At 25.9% G+C, this 21,344-nt stretch carries 18 protein-coding genes and 1 other RNA gene; 17 read left to right on the top strand and 2 right to left on the bottom strand.

The window, feature by feature from the left end:
- The first annotated feature begins 4 nt into the window (after positions 1-4).
- The 3 genes from rnr (at position 5) to AACL15_RS00390 (ending at position 2,849) form a co-directional block, all read left to right on the top strand.
- A complete protein-coding gene (rnr, locus tag AACL15_RS00380) occupies positions 5-2,101 on the top strand; it encodes a ribonuclease R (protein WP_339034275.1) in 2,097 nt (698 codons plus the stop codon).
- Positions 2,102-2,116: 15 nt separating this feature from the next.
- Positions 2,117-2,557, top strand: a complete 441-nt coding sequence (smpB, locus tag AACL15_RS00385; protein WP_339034277.1) for an SsrA-binding protein SmpB — start codon at positions 2,117-2,119, stop codon at positions 2,555-2,557.
- Between the two features lie 79 nt (positions 2,558-2,636).
- Positions 2,637-2,849, top strand: a complete 213-nt coding sequence (locus AACL15_RS00390; protein WP_339034279.1) for a hypothetical protein — start codon at positions 2,637-2,639, stop codon at positions 2,847-2,849.
- Between the two features lie 135 nt (positions 2,850-2,984).
- Here AACL15_RS00390 and AACL15_RS00395 read toward each other — a convergent pair whose 3' ends face one another.
- Positions 2,985-3,440: a hypothetical protein gene (locus AACL15_RS00395; protein WP_339034281.1), complete on the bottom strand. Its 456-nt coding sequence runs from the start codon at positions 3,438-3,440 to the stop codon at positions 2,985-2,987.
- Positions 3,441-3,550: 110 nt separating this feature from the next.
- Here AACL15_RS00395 and ssrA point away from each other — a divergent pair.
- The 4 genes from ssrA to trmB all read left to right on the top strand — a co-directional run bounded on the left by ssrA (position 3,551) and on the right by trmB (position 8,070).
- Positions 3,551-3,962, top strand: a transfer-messenger RNA (tmRNA) gene (gene ssrA / locus AACL15_RS00400).
- Between the two features lie 43 nt (positions 3,963-4,005).
- Entirely contained in the window at positions 4,006-5,952 is a 1,947-nt protein-coding gene (locus tag AACL15_RS00405; protein ID WP_339034283.1) for an EAL domain-containing protein, read from the top strand.
- 18 nt (positions 5,953-5,970) lie between these two features.
- A complete protein-coding gene (mgtE, locus tag AACL15_RS00410; RefSeq protein ID WP_339034285.1) occupies positions 5,971-7,410 on the top strand; it encodes a magnesium transporter in 1,440 nt (479 codons plus the stop codon).
- A gap of 9 nt (positions 7,411-7,419) precedes the next feature.
- On the top strand, positions 7,420-8,070 hold the full coding sequence (gene trmB / locus AACL15_RS00415) for a tRNA (guanosine(46)-N7)-methyltransferase TrmB (RefSeq protein WP_339034287.1): 651 nt from the start codon (positions 7,420-7,422) through the stop codon (positions 8,068-8,070).
- Positions 8,071-8,077: 7 nt separating this feature from the next.
- Here trmB and AACL15_RS00420 read toward each other — a convergent pair whose 3' ends face one another.
- Entirely contained in the window at positions 8,078-8,620 is a 543-nt protein-coding gene (locus AACL15_RS00420) for a hypothetical protein (protein ID WP_339034289.1), read from the bottom strand.
- A 1,147-nt stretch (positions 8,621-9,767) separates the two neighbouring features.
- Here AACL15_RS00420 and AACL15_RS00425 point away from each other — a divergent pair.
- The 10 genes from AACL15_RS00425 (at position 9,768) to asnS (ending at position 21,262) form a co-directional block, all read left to right on the top strand.
- On the top strand, positions 9,768-9,983 hold the full coding sequence (locus tag AACL15_RS00425) for a hypothetical protein (RefSeq protein WP_339034291.1): 216 nt from the start codon (positions 9,768-9,770) through the stop codon (positions 9,981-9,983).
- A gap of 282 nt (positions 9,984-10,265) precedes the next feature.
- Positions 10,266-11,648: a hypothetical protein gene (locus AACL15_RS00430; RefSeq protein ID WP_339034293.1), complete on the top strand. Its 1,383-nt coding sequence runs from the start codon at positions 10,266-10,268 to the stop codon at positions 11,646-11,648.
- Positions 11,649-13,196: an ABC transporter ATP-binding protein gene (locus tag AACL15_RS00435; RefSeq protein WP_339034295.1), complete on the top strand. Its 1,548-nt coding sequence runs from the start codon at positions 11,649-11,651 to the stop codon at positions 13,194-13,196. It begins immediately after the preceding gene.
- A complete protein-coding gene (locus tag AACL15_RS00440) occupies positions 13,189-14,892 on the top strand; it encodes an ABC transporter permease (RefSeq protein WP_339034297.1) in 1,704 nt (567 codons plus the stop codon). Before AACL15_RS00435 ends, AACL15_RS00440 begins: the two co-directional genes overlap by 8 nt.
- Positions 14,876-15,817, top strand: a complete 942-nt coding sequence (locus AACL15_RS00445; protein ID WP_339034299.1) for an ABC transporter permease — start codon at positions 14,876-14,878, stop codon at positions 15,815-15,817. The genes AACL15_RS00440 and AACL15_RS00445 overlap by 17 nt, the downstream gene beginning before the upstream one ends.
- Positions 15,818-15,900: 83 nt before the next feature.
- Complete coding sequence (gene deoD / locus AACL15_RS00450; protein ID WP_422397913.1) at positions 15,901-16,611, top strand: purine-nucleoside phosphorylase; 711 nt, start codon at positions 15,901-15,903, stop codon at positions 16,609-16,611.
- A 341-nt stretch (positions 16,612-16,952) separates the two neighbouring features.
- On the top strand, positions 16,953-17,909 hold the full coding sequence (gene tsaD / locus AACL15_RS00455; protein ID WP_339034301.1) for a tRNA (adenosine(37)-N6)-threonylcarbamoyltransferase complex transferase subunit TsaD: 957 nt from the start codon (positions 16,953-16,955) through the stop codon (positions 17,907-17,909).
- A 9-nt stretch (positions 17,910-17,918) separates the two neighbouring features.
- Positions 17,919-18,698 (top strand): hypothetical protein, encoded by a 780-nt coding sequence (locus AACL15_RS00460; RefSeq protein ID WP_339034303.1) that lies wholly within the window; start codon positions 17,919-17,921, stop codon positions 18,696-18,698.
- 24 nt (positions 18,699-18,722) lie between these two features.
- Positions 18,723-19,832 (top strand): alpha/beta hydrolase, encoded by a 1,110-nt coding sequence (locus AACL15_RS00465; protein WP_339034305.1) that lies wholly within the window; start codon positions 18,723-18,725, stop codon positions 19,830-19,832.
- Between the two features lie 68 nt (positions 19,833-19,900).
- Entirely contained in the window at positions 19,901-21,262 is a 1,362-nt protein-coding gene (gene asnS, locus AACL15_RS00470) for an asparagine--tRNA ligase (protein ID WP_339034307.1), read from the top strand.
- The last annotated feature ends 82 nt before the right edge of the window (positions 21,263-21,344 follow it).

A 21,344-nucleotide genomic window follows, 5' to 3' on the forward strand; every position in this document is an offset into this window, starting at 1 on the left:
ATTTATGAAAAATATAATATTGGAGCGGTTAAAGAAAAAAGATAGACTGCATTTGAATGATTTAACTAATAATATTAATGGAAAATATGAAAGCATTACGGATGCTTTAAAATTACTTCAAGAAGAGCATTTAATTGGTTGGACTAAAGAAAATGTTATTTATTTTGTTGGAGAAAAATATAGAATTGGATCAATAAAGATAAATGATAAAGGGTACGGTTTTATAAAAGAATTAAACAGTGAAGATGATGATTTCTTTGTTCCTCCAAATGGACTTAATGGTTCTATTTCATCTGATGAAGTTATTTTTACTGTTCAAAAAGAAAATGATGATAGACTTAAAGCAAATGTTGAAGACATTGTTTTAAGAACAAAAACATCATTAATTGGAGAAATGAGAAAAAGTAGTTGTGGTAGATTTATAGATTTCATTCCGAATGAACCCGGATTTAAGAATTATAGAATTGTCTTAGTTAATTTGAAAGATTTTAAACTAAAAGAAGATCTAATTGTAAAAGTTAAAATATTAGATGTAAGAGATAGAAAACTATTTACGAGAATTCAAAAAATTATTGGAGATGCAAACAAGGCAATAGATAGAATTATTTCAATTGCTTACGAATTTGATATTAAGCCAGAATTTAATAAGTTAACATTAGATAATGCAATTGAAGTTGCAAAACCAATTGATTATAAAGATGAAAAAATTAAAAGAAGACTTTCTAACTCTTTAATTAATAAAAATTTAGTAACAATAGATGGTGCCGATTCAAAAGATTTAGATGATGCAATTTATGTTGAAAAAACAAATAAGGGATATAAACTTATTGTAGCTATTGCAGATGTAAGTTATTATGTAACTCCATTTTCACCTTTAGATAATACAGCCTTATTTAGAGGTAATTCTGTTTATTTAGCCAACAAAGTAATACCAATGTTGCCTGAAAAATTATCTAATGGAGTTTGTAGTTTAAATCCTAATGAAGAAAAACTTTGTATGGTAGCAGAAATGGATTTTGATTTAAAAGGAAATGTTATAAATAAAAAAGTTTATGAATCAATCATGATATCAAAAGCACGTTTAACTTATAAAGAAGTTAATGAACTTTATTCTCAAAAAAATGTAGAGATTAAAGAGGAAATTATAGATATGCTAATGACAGCAAAGGAACTTCATGAAATAATTGATTTGGAAAGATCAAATAGAGGAGCAATTGAATTTGATATTGCAGAACCTAAAATAATATTGGATAAGGATTCTAATGTTATCGAAATTGCAAAGCGTGGAAGAGGTATTAGTGAAAAATTAATTGAGAACTTCATGGTAAGTGCAAATGAATGTGTAGCAAGTGTTATTTTTGAAAAGAAATTGCCCTTTATTTATAGAAATCATGACGTTCCAAAAGAAGAAAATCTTATTGAATGGCATTCAATATTAAGAGCTTTAGGAGTAAATGTAAAATTAACTGAGTTAGATAAAATAAATCCAAAAATGATTAAACATGCCTTAACTCAAATTGAAAGCCAAATAACAGATCCGACTGAAAGAGATGTTATTAATATTACTTTATTAAAGTTTATGGAAAAAGCTGCATATGAATTGGAGAATATAGGTCACTTTGGGTTAGCCAGTAATTGCTATACACATTTTACAAGTCCAATTAGAAGGTATAGTGATTTAATTGTTCATAGATTTTTAAAGCAGTACTTAATTAGTAAGGATTTAAGAGATCTAAAGTTAGAGCAAAATAAAAATTTTGTTTTAAAAGCTTGTGGAATTATTAATGATACTGAAAAACAGGCAGTTTCAGCTGAAAGAGAAGTTAATAAAGTATGTATGGCTGAATATATGCAATCTAAAATTGGTCAGGAGTATGAGGGAATAGTTGCCGCTGTCTTGAAGTTTGGTATTTTTGTGCAACTAGAAAATTGTGTTGAAGGACTAATTCATATCTCAGAACTTCCTGACTTTACTTTTGAAGAGAAGACAAATATTATGGTAAACAAACAAAACAAAATTTTTAGATTGGGTCAAAAAATAAAAATAAAAGTAAAAAATGCAGATGTTAAAAAAAGAATTATAGACTTTGTGCTTCTTTAACAGGTGGTGATAAATATGGGTGAGCATGTATTATTAAAAAATAAAAAGGCATATTTTAATTATGAAGTATTAGACACTTGAGAAGTAGGAATTGTTTTAACTGGTCCAGAAATTAAATCAATCAGAAATAAAGATGTTTCTATTGAGGAATCTTTTATTCTTATCAGAAAAGGTCAAGTTGAAATTTTAAATATGAATATAAAAAATTATGAATTTGCAAATCACATTAAGCAAGATCCATCTAGAAATAGAGTTTTACTTATGCATAAAAGTGAAATAAAAAAGATTATTAAAAGAGTTCAATTAGAGAACCTTACTCTAATTCCTTTAAAATTATATTTAAAAGATAACTTGGCAAAATTACAGATAGCTTTAGGTAAGGGTAAAAGAGAAATTGATAAAAGAGAAACAATTAAAAAAAGAGATATTGAAAGAAGGTTAAATAAAATAAAATAAGAATTTATTTTATGAAAATAAAATGTTTTATTAACTTTTAATAAATGCTATAATCTCTTTGTTGTAAAAAGGAGAAAAAATGAGACAAGCAGCATATATTTGTTCAATTATAAGTACTGTATTAGCATCGTTTTTATTAATACCATTAATTTGAATGATTCCAATGACAATAGCTACTAAAAAAACTATTGGTGATAATCAACCACATATCGCTTTAGGAATTTGTAGTATATTCTTTATGGGATTATTAGGGTTGGTATCTGGTATATTAATCTTAATTCCCGAAGAATAATAGTTTATTAAATCTTATATTAATTTATAAGATTTTTTTTATATATAAATAAAAAAAATCTCTTTATATAAATTTTGATTTTTAATCATATCTATATTTAGAGAATTATATTTAATCTTTAAATTTTAATCAGTTTTAAATATCTTTATTTTCCTCTGTTAAAATTGTTTGATTTTCTTCAGTTACATTGTTTTTATTTTCTTTTTTGTATTTGCTATATTCTACACATATCATAATACCACTTGCAAGCATTAAACCAGCGGGTACTATATTTAAAAAACCATAGTTACTTGTCAATAATGATAACAGTGATAAACCTGCTACAACTATTTCCATTATTCCTGCTGTAAATACTCTTTTTTTGTTCTTTGACTTTAAAAATACTAGAATTACAATGTATAAAATCAGTGAAATTCCGAATGAAACAATTAGAAAAACAATTGAACCTATATAAAATATTGATTCTATTCCTTGTTGTGTTATTAAAGTAGTGCCTATTATTGCAAGAATTGCTAATACTGTTACTAGTGCACTAAAAACTATTGATATTATAGTTCCTGCTATACCTAAATTTTTTGATGTTTTAGTCATATTTTTTTCCTCCTCTTAAATAATAATTGATTTTTAGGCTAAAACAACTTATTTATAGAAAATATAATAGCTCTAAAATTTGTATGAATAATGTTTTATAATATAACTATGGGGGTGTCCCGGTTTCGACAGGATATGGCCGACTCATAACTGCAGTGGTTTGGTAGACCTTAATACTACTAGGTTTGATAAAATGCAAACGAAGAAAAAAATGAATTTGAAATGCCAGCATTTATGATCAATAATGCATCAGCTGGAGTTGCATTAGCAGCTTAATAAACTTTTAAAGTTTATAGTGTTTCAACGTTATGAAGTGTGTTTGTGCTTCATTGATTAACGTATTACCTAGCACAATAGAACAAATGATTCTAATAATAAATTTGTTTGAAAATAATTATTAGCGCTAGAAATTTAAATCTTGTTGACTCTGTTAGTTTTTAGTGTAAGTTAGAGACAACTAAACTGTAGACGTTATGGGTTGGAGTATTTTGGACGCGGGTTCGATTCCCGCCATCTCCACCATTTTTTTATGTTTAATTGTTTTATGAGAAAGGAATGTAATTTTATGGATATTATAAGTGTTTTAATTACATGTCTCTCTTATACAGCAATTATTGCTATTTGTTATACTTTAGTTTGAGGTTTAACAAGACATCTATTTAAGAAAATAGAAATATATTATGAAATACTTTTAGGCTTTATTTTAGGCTTTATTTCAACATTTTCTCTTATTATAATTTCAATTCTTAAAATTAACACTGGGAATTTAGGAATAACGATTTTACTACCAACTTTCTTATACTGAGTTGCTATAGTTTTTATTTCACCATTTACTGGCATTGGAATTTTGACTTGTAATATTTTAAATCTAGCAGTTTTTTCTTCACTTTTTAGTGATTACTTTGGTAAACCTACTGGTGCTTGGAATATAACAATGTTAACGTTGGCTTACATAATTCCTTTTGTAAATTACTTAATATCAAGATTTTGAATTAAAGTTTCAAATTGGTCAAATTGGTCAATAACAACAATTAGCATACTTATAGTTGGTTTAATTTGAGCTTTGGCTACAATTAAAAATTCATTATCTCTTGATAATTTAACAAACTTACTTTTTTGATTGGGAAGTGGTTATTTGGCTTATGCATATATTGCTGTTATAAATCAAATATACTTGCATGCTTTAAAACTTCAAAATATTGTAGTGTATGATAATACTTATTATTTGAACTTTACATCAGCTCATCAACAAATTTCAAATAAGATTCAAGAACATAAATATAAGTATGGATTATATATAACATATTTTATTTCAAATTTTGAAAAGTTTGAATCAAAAGTAAATGGGAGTATAAGAGAAAAAGTTGTAAATTCAATTTCAGAGGAAAGTTATACTTTATTACAACAACACTTTCCTAATGCAATATTCTTTAAACCAAATTATAAAACATTTGCAACTTTTATCCCATTTGAAATTAAATATGAATTTAGTGAAAAAAATAATTTAGAGTTAGAAAAAATAGAATATATTTTTTCTAAGGTTAATACATCTTTTATAATTTCCAATTATAAGATTAGTGTAAAACTAAAATCAATTTGTTCTTTCTATGGTTTACATTCAAATAATTTGGATACCCTATTAGAATATAATTTACATGTAGAAAAGGATTTATTGCTTAAATATCAAGATGAAAATATAGTTGTTAATCCAATGGAAATAATAAAAGAGAAAAATCAAAATAAAAAAATGTTGTCTCTAAATGAAATTGCAAATTTAAATCAGTTTGTAACTTTATTTGAACCAATTTATTCGACTGATAAAAATGACTTTGAATATTATTTTTTAAATGGTCTTATAGGTGGTATGGATATAAATGCAGATGAATTTTCTCAAAAAGGTCAATTGATAATGGATATGGGTTTATCATCTTTATTTTTAAGATATATTTCGCTGCATTCATTAAAAAAAATAGCTAAGCAAAATGATAAAATAAAGAACAAGAAATTTTTTACAAATTATGACAGCGATTATTTATCTGATAGGGATTTTGATTCAGACGAGTTTATTTTAAAATTAAAAAATCTTAAAATAAACTTATTTAAACTAGTTCTTAATTTTGATATAAATAAAGAAGTAGATGATAAAAAAGAGTTGGAGAAAAATATTGAAGGACTTAAAAAACACGGGATTCAAATATCAATAAGTAATTTTGGTTCTCTTAAAACAGACTTTACTCTATTAAATTCTTACAGACCTGATTTTATTGTTTTAGAAAATGAAATATCAAAAAAAATAAATTTTGTAAAGGAAAATGAAAATATAGTAATTGAAAGTTTAAAAATAGCAAAAAAATTAGATGCAAAATTAGTAGCATCATCAGTAAATAGCTATTTGATTTATAAACACCTTAAACAATTAGGAGTTAAATTATTTACTGGTGAGTTAATTGGAAGTTCAATAGAACCAAGAGAAAATATATCAGATGAGTTAAAATACTTATTAAATAAATAAGAAATAAGAGGGAATAATATGTTGGAAAGAGAAGAAAAGTTAAAGACGTTAAGGGAGCAAATTGAAAAAACAATTCAAGCAAATGATATAAACGAGTTAAGAAAATTAGAGGAAAATCACTATCCACAAGATATAGCTGAGGCTCTTGAAAAATTAGATGAGAAAATAATAATTATTGCATTAAGATTATTCACAAATGATACAAGTAGTGAAATATTTCCTCATCTTGATACAGATATACAAGAAGAAATAATTAACAAAATGTCTTCAAAACAAGTTAGTCAGTTATTCTCGGAGTTATATACAGATGATATTGTAGATATATTAGAGGAGATGCCTTCCAATATTGTAAAGAAGATTTTAAGATCTTCAACTCCAGAAGCTAGAGCTCAAATAAATAGTATTTTAAAATATAACGATGATACTGCTGGAAGTATAATGAGTGTTGATTATACTAGATTTAAAATTAATTGAACTGTTACAGAAGCAATTGAAAAAATTAGAGAAAGATCTGAAGAGTCCGAAGATCATAATACATTTTATGTAGTCGATGATTTAAATAATTTAAAGGGCATAGTTGAATTAAAGGATTTAGTTTTTTCAAAAGGTGAATTACTACTTTCTGAAGTAATGGATGAAAGAGTTATATTTTCTTACACAAAAGATGATCAAGAAAGCGTTATAGAACTATTTAAAAAATATGATATTACAACTCTTCCAGTTATTAATGTTCAACAGAAACTTGTAGGAATTGTTACTGTAGATGATGTTTTAGATGTTATTGAAGAAGAAGTAACTGAAGATATACACAAAATGGCCGGTATAAGTCCAACAGATGATGAATATTTTAAGACAAGTATTTGAAAAATGGTTAAATCTAGAAGTGTTTGATTATTACTTTTAATGATTTCTGCTACCTTTTCACAAATTATAATCTCAGTTTTTATAAAAATTTATCACTCCAAAACTGAAGTCAATATTTCTGACCCAAGTTACATTATTATGATGTTATTAACTCCGTTATTAACTGTAATTTCTGGAACTACAGGTAATGCTGGAAGTCAATCTTCAACGATGATTGTAAGGGCATTATCCTTAAGAGAGGTTGAAACCAAAGATTATGCAAGAGTAATGTGGAAAGAATTTAGAGTGGCTATCATTACAGGTTTAATACTTGTTTTAGTTAATTTTATAAGAATGGTAATTATCTATTCAATTGAGTTTAAAGGCAATTTAAAAGATCCTAAAATATGATATACAATTGCTACACTTTCTATTGCTATGTATCTATCATTAATAATGGCAAAATTAATCGGAGGAACTCTTCCAATAATTGCTAAAAAATTTAAATTAGATCCTGCACTTATGGCAGCTCCATTATTGACAACTTTAGTAGATGCTCTATCAACTGCATTATTTTTCTCTGTAGGTTTGATTTTCTTTGCAAGTTATATTTAAGGAAATTATATGAGATTAAGAAATAAAAATTGAACAAAAGATTTTATTGATCAAAACTTAAAGTTCTTGATAACTACAGAAGAAAAAATTAATTCAACAAAATTATTTCTAAAAAAGCAAGATACTTTTTTAGAAATAGGTTGTGGAAAAGGTCAATTTATCATTAATCAAGCAATTCAAAATTCTAATAAAAATTTTATTGCCATGGAAAAAGAAAGCACTGTAATAGGAGTTGCTTTAAAAAAAGCAATTAATAAAGAGAATTTTGATTTAAATAATTTACTGTTTTTAAATAAGTTTGCCGAAAACTTATTGGATATTTTTGAAGCAAACTCTTTAAAAGGAATATTTTTAAATTTCTCAGATCCTTGACCAAAAGCAAAGCATTATAAAAAAAGATTAACTTATTTAACTTTCCTACAGATTTATTGAGAGTTATTAGAAAATAATGGGATTATTGAAATTAAAACAGATAATGATCAATTATATAATTTTAGTTTAGATCAGATTAAAGAATCTAAATTTAAAGTTCTTTATAATACTAGTGATCTATACTCAAATAAAGGTTTATTAAAAGATAATATACCAACTGAATATGAGCAAAAATTTCATTCTATTGGTAAAAAAATTAATAAAATTATAATTAAAAAAGAGGTTTAGTTTTTTTCTATAACCTCTTTTTTGGTGGATTTTTAATAAATTCTAAATATGAATTTTTGAATTCTAAGTTTTGTGTAATCAAATATTTATTTATTTCAAAAAATAAATACAAATATATAAAATTTATAATAAAAAGAATAAAGTATATTCATCAAGCTTCAGCTGCTTTTTGAGTTCAACTTACTTTATCAATTATTGAACCACTTGTTAATTCAATAAAGAACGCTCCAATTGTAAAGATAGTTGTAAAGATAGTTACAAATTTTGTCTTTAAAATTCTAATATCTTTTTCATTTGTTTCTAAGTTTGTTACAACCTCTATATTGTAAAATAGAGATATAGAAATTTTACTTAAGTTTGTCAATAAACATACAATATAAACTAACAAAAAATTAAGATTGATTTGACAAAATAAAGATATTTTTTTTTGTAATTCTAAACTACCTATACTTAGAATTACAATTGAGAAAATAACCATGAAAGATAATGTCAATGATGCAAATCATAGTATTGGCTTTCTTAAGTCTTTTTTAATTATTTTAAAGTCCATTTTTTTCACCTTGTTATATTATATTTTATTATTAATAAGATTTGAAAATAATATAAATAAAATTCTTATGAGAATAAGTGATTATGTCCTGACATATTAACAAGGGACTTTGTCCTCCTTTATAATCAATAAATGGAGTTTTTAGGAAAGGACTACTATTAAATACCATCAAACAAGAACAATTAAGGAATTATCTGTAAGAAAAGACTCTATTAAAATACAACCTTTAAATTATAGTATTGGACATACAAGGTAAAAACTTAAAGAATATCAAGAGTTTGAGTAAAAATTTTTTAAAACAGCTGTAGATAAAATTCAGTAACTCTTTAAAGATGAAATAATTGAGTTATTTCAAACTAAATATTATGACTTTAGTATTAAACATTATTTAGAACTAAATTGAAGAAAGAAAATAGATACTCTAACATCATACACATATTAATATAGGAAAATATTTTAATTAAAATTTTAAACACAAAAAAAAAAAAAAAATCTTAAAAGTTTAAAGGAACCAAACCCCATCCTATTCGTAAAAAAATTGTAAAATTTAGATAAATATATGAAAATGATGCTCAAATCATCAGCAAATTAAAAACTTAAAATATCATTTGCATATTTTAATCGATAAGGCTAGTAAAAGGCTTTAGGTAGGATATTTGAGCGAACAAGAAATTACTGAAAGCTATTAAAATTAGATGTTAGTGATAAGCATAAAGTTTTAGTATTAAAGGCAATCATAACCATTTTGGTGATGGTGTTTCAAATACAATTATAATTTATTTTCATTCCTAAGGAGTAAGTAAAAAACAACTTCAATCCCTCAAGAAAAAGTATTAGTTAAAGGAACATTTGGACCATTGCAAAGAAGACGAACTCAAATAATTAAACTCTCAGATTTAAAAAATATTGAACAGTTAAATAATTATTTACAGTATCTCACTTAGGGATACAATCAAGATTTTTCAAGACGTTTAGACCAAGCAGAATCAGTAACTAGAAAATCTCATCAAGATGAAGATATTGTTTTCTCTTATCGAAGTGAAAGAATTATTGATAATGCCAATAGTATTAATTTTAAAAAAAGTAAGTTATTTATATGTAAGGGGTTTACTCCAATTTACTTTAACCAAAGTTAAAAATAGTGGCTATGGAAACAATAAATAAAAAATATTATGTATTAATTGGTAATGAAGTTTACAATCTCTTTCAAGTGGAAGATGAATTTTTAAATTTAAGTAGGAAAACATTATCTAATGAGAAATTAAAAAATACTAAAATACCAAAAATTAACTCTTCTTGGAAAGCAACTAACTGATATTTTTTAATAGAAAAAGCAAAAATACAAGATCCATTTATTAAATAAATCTTGTATTTTGGAAGATAATCGCTTATTATCTAAAAAATTTGAAAATAATATAAATAAAATTCCTATTTTAAAACTATTCATTCTATAATAAAAGTGTAAATTAAATAAAAGCTTTTATAAGTCGACATAAAGGGTTGATGTTTCTACAATGTACCGATACATTTCCTAAAAGCAAATAAATTAAAGGAATTTTTAATTTACATATATAAAGTCCTTTTTATCAAAAATAATAGCAATAATTAGTTTACACAAATAAATAAATATAGGAGAAAAAACGAAGTGAAAAAATTACTTTCAGGATTAATGGCTGGGGTTGTTGTTTGCTCATCAACTTCTAGTCTAGTTTCGTGTAGTAAATTATCTGCAATATCAGAAATATATTTAGTAACAGATGCAGGTAAAATCTCTGATAAATCTTTTAATGAATCAACTTTTAAAGCAGGAAATGAGTTTCTTCAAGAAGTTATTCAAGAAAAAGATTTAAAAATATCTAAAATTGAACCAGAAAATAGTAGTTCAAAGGTAATGAAAAATCAATATAGAAATGCTAGAAATAATGGGGCAAAAACTATTTTATTACCTGGCTTTCACCATGCAATGCCTGGGGAAGGTGAAAATTATGCTCCAGAAGTAATGAGTGGTAAAGGCTCAACTATTTTCCTAGATGGAGAAAGTTCTGCAACAAATGAACTTGCATTTAGCTTTAGAGGAGATATCTCTGGTTTTTATGCAGGAATGAGTGCTATAATTTGAGGTCTCCAACAAAAAGATAAATACAAGGAAATCTCTCTTGGATCTTTTGGCGGAATATCAAATCCAAGAGCAGTAGATGCATTTATTGTTGGATATTTAGCAGCTATTGAGGTATTCAATGAATTAAAAAAAACTGATCAAGGTAAGGAAAAACTTAAGAAAGATTTTGATTTAAATGAAGAAGATTTCACTAAAAAAGTCAAAATGACTCAAAGTCAATTTCCTAATTCTCCATCAGATGCTAGTTGATACTCTAATTCATTTCAACAAGGAGATGCACTAGTTGTATCAAGTACTTTGATACAAAATGGAGCAAACTTTATAATGCCAGTTGCAGGACCACAAACTATAGACGTAGTTGGTCTTTCAAAACAAAAAGATGGAGGAGAAACAGTAAAAGTGATTGGTGTAGATACTAATCAAGCAGAAGCTTTTCCTCAGAATAAAGGAATATTCTTAACAAGTGCTGAAAAGGATCTTCAGAATGCTACTATAGTTGGTTTAGCACATACACCATATTGAATTGAAAATCATGAGGATGTTGTTGAAAAAACCGCAGAGTATTTAAAAGATAAAATTAATTTAACTGAAAAAAATGATAAAGGAGAATTTGTTGCAGTTGAGATTGATGATAAAAAAGCTTGAAGTAGTTCTCAATGAGAAGAAGGCAAAGTTGGAAGAACACTTTGAGTTGGTGGAAATATGTCAGCTGGTGGTAGAAATTTAGCCACACCAGATTTGAAAGAAAAAATACTTTTAATTTTTGAACCTGATGTATTAACAAAAGCATCAATAGAATTATTTGAAACAATTGATAATAATAACTTTGAAAAATCGTTAATTAATGAAAAAACAATTAAGGCTTATGCAAATAAAATTCTAAATATTACTTTAGGAGGTACTTTTTAAATGATTAATTATGCAATTGAAATGGAAAATATCTCAATGATTTTTAATAAAAAAGTTATTGCAAATGAAAATATTAATTTTAAAGTTGAAAAGGGAGAAATACATTGTTTAGTTGGTGAAAATGGTGCTGGTAAATCGACACTAATGTCAATTCTGTTCGGGATATATCAACCTACAAAAGGCACTATAAAAATAAATGGTAAAGAAGAAATAATTACTTCTCCAATAAAGGCCACAAAATTAGGAATAGGAATGGTTCATCAGCATTTTAAAATGATTGATATTTTACCTGTTTGGAAAAATATAGCTTTAGGTGCGGAAGATGTAATAGGTTGAGAATTTATTAATAAAAAAACAGTGACTCAAAAAACAGTGGAATTAATGCATAAGTATAATTTAGAAGTAGATTTAAATAAAAAAGTTCAAAATATATCTGTAGGTATGAAGCAAAGAGTTGAAATATTAAAAATTCTATATAGAGATGCAGATATTCTTGTTTTTGATGAACCTACTGCTGTGTTAACTCCAATAGAGATTGATGGATTATTAGATGTTATGTTAGAGTTTAAAAAGATGGGTAAAACAATTATCTTTATAACTCATAAGTTTGCTGAAATAGAAAAAGTAGCTGATAAAGCAACTGTTATAAGAAAAGGAAAATATGTTGGTACATATGATGTTAAAAAAATAGGTATCAAAGATATTTCAAAAGCAATGGTAGGAAGATCACTTGTTGAAGTTAAAAATAATTCTACTTCTAAAACAGGTGAAACCGTAATTAAATTTGAAAATATTAATGTTAAAAAGCATAGTAATAGTAAAGTTATTGGCTTGAAAAATTTTAATTTAGAATTAAAAGAGGGTGAAATAGTTGCTATTGCTGGTGTGGAAGGTAATGGGCAAAACGAAATTGCCGCAGTACTTAGTGGTTTGACAAAACCAGTAAGTGGAAAAATATTTTATAGAGGTGAAGAAATTACGAAGTCTTCAGTTTCAAAAAGATATTTAAAAAATAAAATGAGTTTTATTCCAGAAGATAGACATGAGCATGGCTTAGTCTTAGATGCAAATATTATAAATAACACAACCTTACAAGATATTTCAACTAGCAAGTATAGTAAATGGGGATTTGTAAATTTTGCAAAAGTACAAAATCATACTCAAAAAATAATAAAAGACTATGATATAAGAAACTCTGACTCTGGTTTTAGAGTTGTAAGAGATCTATCTGGAGGTAATCAACAAAAAGTTATTATAGGTAGAGAACTTTCAAGAGAAAATGATTTTATAATTATTTTTCAACCTACAAGAGGATTAGATGTTGGCTCAATTGAATTTATACATCAACAAATATTAAAAGCAAAAGAAAACAGAAAAGCAATATTGTTAATTTCATATGAACTTTCAGAAGTAATGCAATTAGCAGATCAGATTGTTGTTCTTAACTCTGGAAATATTATTGGTAAGTTAAGTAAAAAAGAAGCGACTAAAGAAAAAATTGGTCAATTAATGACTTCTAATGTGGAAGGAGTTAGTGTAAATGTTTAAAATTAAGCTATGAACTATGAAAGTAAAAACAGAGGCTTTTGTTAAATCACCAGGATTTATAGAAAAATTGGGGTTTATTAAGTCTTCAGTTATATCAATTTTACTTGGTCTTTTTGTAGGTGTATTATTTATATTTACTAATGGTGAAAATGGTTTTGCCTTTTTAGGAACAGCATTTGTAAGAGCATTATCAACAAATATTGAAAGAACATTAGTTTACTTTGGAGTATATATACTAATTGGATTAGGTTTAGCTCTGGGATTTAAATTAAAAATATTTAATATGGGTGGTTCAGGACAAATTCTATCAGGATTATTAATGACATACATAATAATGAATTCAATTGGTAATGATACGAAAAATGCTTTCTTAATTTTTATAATGTTTATAATTTCCGGAATGTTAATCTCTGTAATTTGTGGGGCCATGAAAGTTTACTTAAATGTACATGAGGTTGCCTCTTCAATATTACTTAACTGAATATTTTGATACTTATTAAAATGATATATGACAGTTTCAGGAACACCTGCAGCGTCTCCTTCATTAAATGAATCAATGGCTATGCTTGGTAATTCATTGTGAGCATTATGTGTTATGTTAGCATTAATATCTGTTATTGTAGTTTATATTGTATTTACGTTTACAACAACAGGTTATAAGGTTAAAGTAATTGGTAACTCACCAACTGCTGCAAAATATGCTGGTATTAAAAGTGAATATTACATTTTGATGGTTATGGCTATTCAAGGAGCTCTAATAAGTATGGCTGGGTTCTTCTATTACTTCTTAATTCAAGGTAGTATAACTTTTAATAAAGACTTAGTTCCTCAACTTGGTTTCGATGGTATTCCAATTGCTTTGGTTGCCTTTAACAATATTTTAGGTATTGTCCCAATTGCATTATTTTGAGCAATTGTCAAAGAGGGAGCAGCTGTTGCAATAACAACACCAGGATTCAATAATTTACAACCAGAAGTGGCAGATTTAATTTTTGGTATTATAATTTATTGTTCAACACTTTATATCATATTTATTAAACTAAATTTGTGAACAAAAATAAAAGAGAAATTGTATCTTGAAAAGGATATAGTTACAAAAAACCAAATAGCAATTTATAAAATGGAAATCAAAAATATAAAAAAATTAATTAAAGAAATTCCAAATTTGGAAGAATTGGCTAATATTAAAAAAGAAATTAATAATGTCTCTAAATCAGATAAACAAAAAATTTCAGAGCTTTCTTATCAATATAATGAATTAAAAACTTTTTATAATAGAAAATATTTAAAAAATATTTCCTTTTTAAAAGAGTCAATTAATGATGCAATTCAAAATGGATATAAAAATTATGAATTAAATTCAATTAAGGGCTTAAATATTAATTTTCATAATAAAAAAACAAAAAGACAGTTTATAACTCTTGATATAATAATTGCAAAAATAAGTCGTCATGATAAAAAAGAAAAAGCAAATATTTCTAAAGAGTGTAGAGAACTTATTGAGAATACAAAACAAGATATAGAAATATTAAAGGAAAGTTATCTTGCTTCAAAATTAGAAGCAAAAACTTTCATAAAAGATTTAAAAATTAAATATAAGGAAAACTTAAAAGAAAATCAAGATACTGAAAAAATTAAAAAAGAATATTTTGAAAGATTAGTGGAGGTGAAAGATAAATATGACAGACTTCATTAGTGCATTGTTTAGTGATACATCTACTTTCTTTGCAATATTTATGTTAGCAGCTATTGCTGGGATGTTTTCTGAAAGGTCTGGAGTTGTAAATCTTGGAATTGAAGGATTTATGACAATGGGAGCTTTAGGATATAGTATATTTGGATATGTAGTTCATTCATCAGGGGCTGAAATAAGTCAATGATGACAATTAGTTGGATTACTTATTGGAGCTATGATGGGAGGACTATTATCATTACTCCATGCTTTTACAGCAATAAAATTAAAGGGAGATCAAATAATATCAGGTACTGCAATAAATATTTTGGCCCAAGGAATTGCATTAGTTCTTGCAACTTCAACATTAACAGGGCCAGAAAACTATATTGCCACTAATTTTATGCCAATTGGGATTGGTTCAGGAATTAACATAATAATTACGCTATATCTTGTTATAGCTATAATTATCTCTCTTATTATTGGATTTTACTTTACATTTACAAAAACAGGTACAAGACATATAGCTGCGGGTGAAAACCCTCATGCTTTAGATTCAGCTGGGATCTCAGTTACAAAATATAGAATAGTTTGTATACTAATTTCAGGAATGATTGCTGGATTAGCCGGTGCTATATTTGTTGTATCAAGACTATTAGGTAGTTTTGCAGGATCAGTACAAGGGTATGGTTATATATCACTTGCAATTATGATTCTAGGACAATGAAGGATTAGTATGATAGCATTATTCTCATTTGTATTTTCTTTAATGTTTGCATTTGGTACAAGACTTCCAGTAATTGAAAATGCTGGAGATTGAATGAAAACAAATGGTTCATTATTTAGAATATTACCATTTGTAATGTCATTAGTAATTATGATGATTTTTGCAAGAAAATCAAAACCACCAAAAGCAAATGGGGTACCATTTGATAAAACACAAAGATAAATTAATAAAAAAAAATTTCCATAGAAATTTTTTTTTTATTTAGTTAAAATAACCTTGGTAAGAGGAGGAATATTACATTGAATATACCAACACCACATATTAATGCTAAAAAAGAAGACATAGCAAAAATTGTATTAATGCCAGGAGATCCATTAAGAGCAAAAAAAATAGCAGAAACATATTTAGAAAATGTAAAACTTGTAAATGAAGTTAGAAATATGTTTATGTATACAGGAACTTACAAAGGTGTAAAAATAACTGTTGCTGGAAGTGGAATGGGTTGCCCGAGTATTGGAATTTACTCATATGAACTTTTCAAATTTTATGATGTTGATTACATAATAAGAGTTGGAAGTGCAGGAAGTTATAAAGAAGAAATTAAAGTTTATGATATTTTTAATGTTAAAGAATCATTTGGAGAAAATAACTATGCAAAAATTGCTGCTAATATTGATTCAAATATAATTGAGGCTGGTAAAATATTATTTGAAAAAATAGAGGAAGTGGCAAAGAAAAAAAATATTAAAATTCATAGTGGAAGATGTCACTCATCTGATGTTTTTTATAGATATGAAAATATATTAGATTTTGCAAAAGCTAATAATTTAGCTCTTGTTGAAATGGAAACGTTTGCATTATTTGCAAATGCAAAACTTACAAATAAACAAGCAGCTTGTTTATTAACTGTTTCAGATAGTTTAGTTACTAAAGAAGTAACAACAGCTGAAGAAAGACAAAATAATTTTATGGGAATGATAGAATTAGCATTGGAAGCATCTATAGATTTAAAATAATAGAAAAATAAAAATAATTTTAAAATCAATATAAGCAATTCTGCATACTAATATGTGCAGAATTTTTTATATTATTTATTAAATACTTTTTAATAAATATTAGATATTTACAACTTTGAAAAACTTTAATTTAAGAGTTAATTTTTTTATGATACATATATAACTTATGTTGAAAATCCTTAAAGAATTAAGTTATGAATAGAAACAAGTGATAAACTGCATATTTTATTTAATAACTTAATATTGGTGTATTTTTGCATTTTGGAGAAATATTCTATTAAATCTTTTACTAGACTTTAAAATATAGTAAAATAAAGTTAACTTTAAAAGGGAGGATTTAAATGAGAATTTTGGCTATTGAGTCAAGTTGTGATGAATTTAGTATTTCAATTATGGATAATGGAAAAATTTTGTCTAATATAATTTCAAGTCAAATAAAAGAACACTCTGAATTTGGTGGAGTCATTCCTGAATTAGCTTCAAGATTACATGTGGAGAATTTCCATTGGGTATTATTAGACTCACTTCAACAAAGTAGTTCTCAGTTAGAAGATATAGATTATATTTCTTACACATCAAATCCAGGACTTATTGGAAGTCTAATTATAGGGAAATTAGTTGCACAAACTATTGCGATGTATTTAAAAAAACCATTAATGGATATGAACCACATACAGGGCCATATATATGGAGCAAATATTGAAAAAAAATTTCAATATCCAGTATTAGCTTTAGTGGTTAGCGGGGGTCATACTCAAATTCAATTTTTAAAAGAGCCATTGATTTTTGAATTAATAGGTACAACTCAAGATGACGCTGTTGGTGAATGCTATGATAAAGTAGCAAGAGTTTTAGGATTTAATTATCCAGGCGGTCCAAAAATAGATAAATTAGCACAAAAAGGTAATGACAAAAAATATAAATTACCTATTACTAAAAATGATGATAGTTATGATTTTTCATTCTCGGGATTAAAAACAGCTAGTCTTAATTTAATCAATAAGCTAAATCAAAATAATGAAAAGATTATAATAGAAGACTTTTGTGCAAGTTTTCAAAAAACAGCAATTGATAGTTTAATGTTAAAGTTCGAAAAGGCCATTAGGGAGTTTAAACCAAAAACAATAACTGTTGTTGGAGGAGTTAGTGCAAATCAAAGTATTAGAGATATTTTTTATAAAGTAGGAAAAAAATATAATATAAAAAATGTAAATATTCCTAATTTAAAGTATTGTACAGATAATGCAGCTATGATAGCTGAGCTGACAAATGAATATTTAATTAAAGATAAAAAGTAGGAGAGATTTATGAGATCATTTTTAAGCAAATTAACAACAATTGATGATAAAGATTTAACAATAAAGGAAAAGAAAATTGTTGATTATATTAGAGATCACTTAAAAGAAATTGTTGATACAAATATGAAAATTGAAAGAATGGCACAAGAAGCCGGAACTGGTTATAGCGCAATTTATGGGTTATTAAAAAAATTAAACATTAAAGGGTTTAGAGATTTTGCTATTTCTCTTGCAAACGATGCAGAGAATCAAGAAATTAATATAGCAAAAAATGATGAAAATGTTGTTTCAGGTTATATAAATATAATTAAACAAAATTATGCATTAATAGAAAAAAAATCAATATTTGATACTTTAAATATTATCAAATCTTCAAAAAAGATATTTTTTTGTTATTGAGAAAATTTACTTTCAGGCCCAGCACATGAGCTTTCGAACTTTTTTTATAAAAGTGGATTTAATGTTTATTTATTAGATAGTGATCAAGAAACAATAAAAGATAGAATTAAAACTTCAAAAGAAGAGGATATTTTCATTTTCTTTACTAGATATGGTAATTCTTCAAGATTAGACAAAGCAATAACAAAATTAGGAGAAATGAAGAGAAAAATAATATATATTTCAGGAAAAGTTGCGTCAAGTGATATTACAAAATATTTAAATTCTATTCATACTTTAATAGTAGATAATCCTGATAAGAGTATTTATAAAGGACATATTTCAAGTTCTGTACCATTTAATTATTTTAATGACTTATTAATTTATCATTTTTTAAATTCAGATAATTAATTTTATAGGAATGAGTATTAGTTTATGAAAAAATCCCAAAAACAGAGAAAGAATACCTTATTAAATAGTGTTAAAAGAAGTTTTAGAGTTTTCTATTCAGGATTAGAAAAACCTTTTTCGCAATCTTCTTTAAGGGTTTCAAAAAAGGTTAAAAAATACAATAAATCTAGAGAAGATAAAATTTGACTTAGAGAAATTCTTACTACAAATAAAATTGTTAAAAGATTCTATAAAAGACCAGAAATTGAAGTAAAAGATATTGAAAATATATCTTCAATTAATTTTAAAGCAAGAGATGGTTTAAGTATTTCAGGTTTAGTTTATGAACCAAATAAGAATTCTAATAAGTGAGTAATAGCTTGTCATTGATTTGCTGGACATAAAACCTGATCAATTCATCATGCAATGGCTTTTGCAAAAATGGGATATAATATTTTGGTTTTTGATTTTAGAGGTCACGGTCAATCAGAAAATGGTTCTACAACAATGGGAGCAAAAGAGCAGCATGATTTAATGGGGGCAGTAGATTGAATTAAAGAAAATAAAAAAGTTGATAAACTAGCTTTAATGGGAACTAGTATGGGAGCCTTTGTAATTAATTATTGTTCGATAGCATACAATGAAGAATTTAAAAAATTGAATTTACAATTTCTAGTCTCAGATGCAGGTTATGGAAGTGTATTTAGTTTATTTTTACATGTTAGAAATATTTATTTATTCTTATTGCCAAAGAGAAGAACTAAAAAAGTTATTAATAGATTAATTGAGAAACACAATCGACAGGAAAATAATTTAAATTTGCATGATGTCAGTATATTTAAACTTCTAGAAGATATTGATAAAAAAACTCTATTTCCAACGTTATTTTTTCATTCAATAGATGACAAAGTTACAAGTTGCTCAGATACTTATGAACTATTATTGAAAAGAAATTGTAAGGAGGATGACTATTTAGTTTTTAATTTTTCAATGCATACTCAGTCAATAAGATATCATTTTAAAACATATAATTATAAATTAGCTGAGTTTATTAATTTGTATGAAAAAGATGAAGAAATTTTTAAAAATTTAGTGGAAGAATGAAGTTTATTGAAATTTGAGAAAAAGGATAAAATTTCTTTGTTACTAAATTAGTTAATAAAAATAAAAGGGAGTTTTAACTTTCTTTTTTGTATAATAATATTGCAAAAGGAAGTATTAATATGAAAGATATTAAAGAATTATATTTAAAATATAAAAAAGCAAAGCAAGTAAATTTAATTGCAAGAGTAAGAAATAATAGACAAGGTAAAGCTGTCAGTTTTTTAATTGTAAATGATGGAACAACAATTAAAGATATTCAAGTAGTTTATAAGTCCGATGTTAAAGGGTATGAACAAGCTAGTCAATCTAGAGTGGGTTCTATTATAGAAATAAAGGGAAATGTAATTTTAACGCCTGGAAAACAGCAAGAATTTGAAGTTCAAGCTGAAGAAATTATTTTATTGGATCAAGCAATTGAAGATTATCCTCTTCAAAAAAAAGAACACTCACCTGAATTTTTGAGAGAAATATCTCATTTAAGAGCAAGAACTAAAACTTTTCAATCTATTTTTAAAATTAGGTCAGTAGCGGCTTTTGCTATTCATAAATTTTTTCAAGAGAAAAACTATATTTATGTAAATACACCAATTCTAACAGCTAATGATGCTGAAGGAGCAGGAGAATCATTTACAGTTACTACTATAAAAGATGCTAATTATGAAGATGATTTCTTTGGTAAAAAGGCAAGTTTAACTGTTTCTGGTCAATTACATGGTGAGTCTTATGCACAAGCCTTTAAAAATATTTATACTTTTGGTCCAACTTTTAGAGCAGAGAACTCTAATACATCAAAGCATGCAGCTGAATTTTGAATGATAGAACCAGAAATGGCATTTTGTGATTTAAAGGGAAATTTAGAAATTATTGAAAGTTTAATTAAATACACAATTAATTATATTTTTGAAACTGCAAAAGAAGAATTGGAATTCTGTAATGAAAATTTGGAAGCAGGATTAATTGATAAATTAAATAGTGTAAGAAACTCAAAATTTGCCATAAATAAATATGAACAAGTAATTGAGGTTCTTAAAAAAGCTGTTAAAGAAGGACATAAATTTGAAGAATCAAATATAGAATTTGGTCTTGATTTAGGAACAGAACATGAAAGATACATATGTGAAGTCATTAATAAATGTCCAACTTTTGTAACTAATTATCCAAAAGATATTAAGGCCTTTTATATGAAACAAGATGATAATAATAAAACTGTGGCAGCAGCAGATTTATTAGTGCCAGGTATTGGTGAATTAGTTGGTGGAAGTCAAAGAGAAGATAGTTTTGATAAAATTATTCAGAGATGTAAAGAAATAGGAATTGATCCAAGTGATTTAAGTTGATATAATGAACTTAGAAATTATGGCTATTATAAATCATCTGGATTTGGTCTTGGTTTTGAAAGACTAATAATGTATGTAACTGGGGCCTCAAATATAAGAGATGTAATTTCTTTCCCAAGAACTCCTAGAAATTTAATCTTTTAGAAGCAAATTATTTTGCTTTTTTTATGTATTTCTAGAAAAGATTTTTTGTACTTACAAATTAGTGTAAAATTATTGTAATAAG

Source organism: Spiroplasma endosymbiont of Cantharis rufa (assembly GCF_964019665.1).
Classification (GTDB): domain Bacteria; phylum Bacillota_I; class Bacilli_A; order Mycoplasmatales; family Mycoplasmataceae; genus Spiroplasma_A.